The sequence below is a fragment of the Roseateles sp. P5_B10 genome, from assembly GCF_056400485.1.
In genome coordinates this window covers 1-806 of sequence record NZ_JBFULE010001396.1, presented here as the reverse complement: position 1 = coordinate 806, position 806 = coordinate 1, and the positions used below count along the sequence as shown (strand labels likewise).

1 protein-coding gene is annotated in these 806 nt (G+C 62.0%); it reads left to right on the top strand.

The annotated features are described in order from the left end of the window. Nucleotides 1-153: 153 nt before the first annotated feature. The coding region (locus tag AC1DU6_RS33575; protein ID WP_477862682.1) for an ROK family protein at nt 154-806 on the top strand (653 nt) is incomplete at its 3' end.

The window sequence follows — 806 nt, the reverse complement described above, 5'->3', positions numbered from 1 at the left end:
CCGTGAAGGCCGCACTGGCGCTCGGTCAGCATGGCGCAACCAACGATTGCTTTTTTGCTTTACTTTGTGCGTCGCTCAAATTAATATTTGGTCTGACCGCATTTGATAGAAAATAAAGCCCGGTCCGACCAAGCAAACGGAGGAGACAAACACGTGCTGGCCGAAGCGACGGGGAGCCAACAGCTGCTGAAGACCGATCTCACACCTCTGCTCCTCATTGGCGCAGAGGTTGGCATTGAGTCCGTGCGCACTGTCGCCACTTCGCTGGCGGGCGAGATTCAAGGTTGCGTGACCGCTCGCTAYGGGGCCAGTCCGACCGCCGAGGCCTGCGTGGCCAGTCTCGCAAGCGCGCTACAGGACTTGCACAGGCAGGTCCGCCCTGGCCAGCAAGTCCTCGGCATCGGCATCGGGTTGCCGGGTAGCATCGACGAGGCGCAAGGCATCGTGAACTTCGCCCCCCATCTGGGCTGGCGTGACGTGCCCATCGCCGCACTATTGAGCGAGAAGCTTCGCGGCACCTCGCTCGCCGATGCCCCGCTGTTTGTGCAGAACGAAGCCGACATGGCCGCGCTGGGAGAACTGGAGTTCAACCCCACCCCTGACTCGGACCCGCTCTTGTATGTCTCCATCAACCAAGGCATCGCCGCTGGTGTCATCGTGGGAGGTCGTCTGCTGACTGGAAGCCGGGGATACGCAGAGGAGGTAGGTCATATGGTCCTGCAGTTCAATGGGCCTCTGTGTTCCTGCGGGCGGCGCGGTTGCGCTGAAGCCATGATCGCGACACGGGCCGTCCAGCGCGGCAGCGC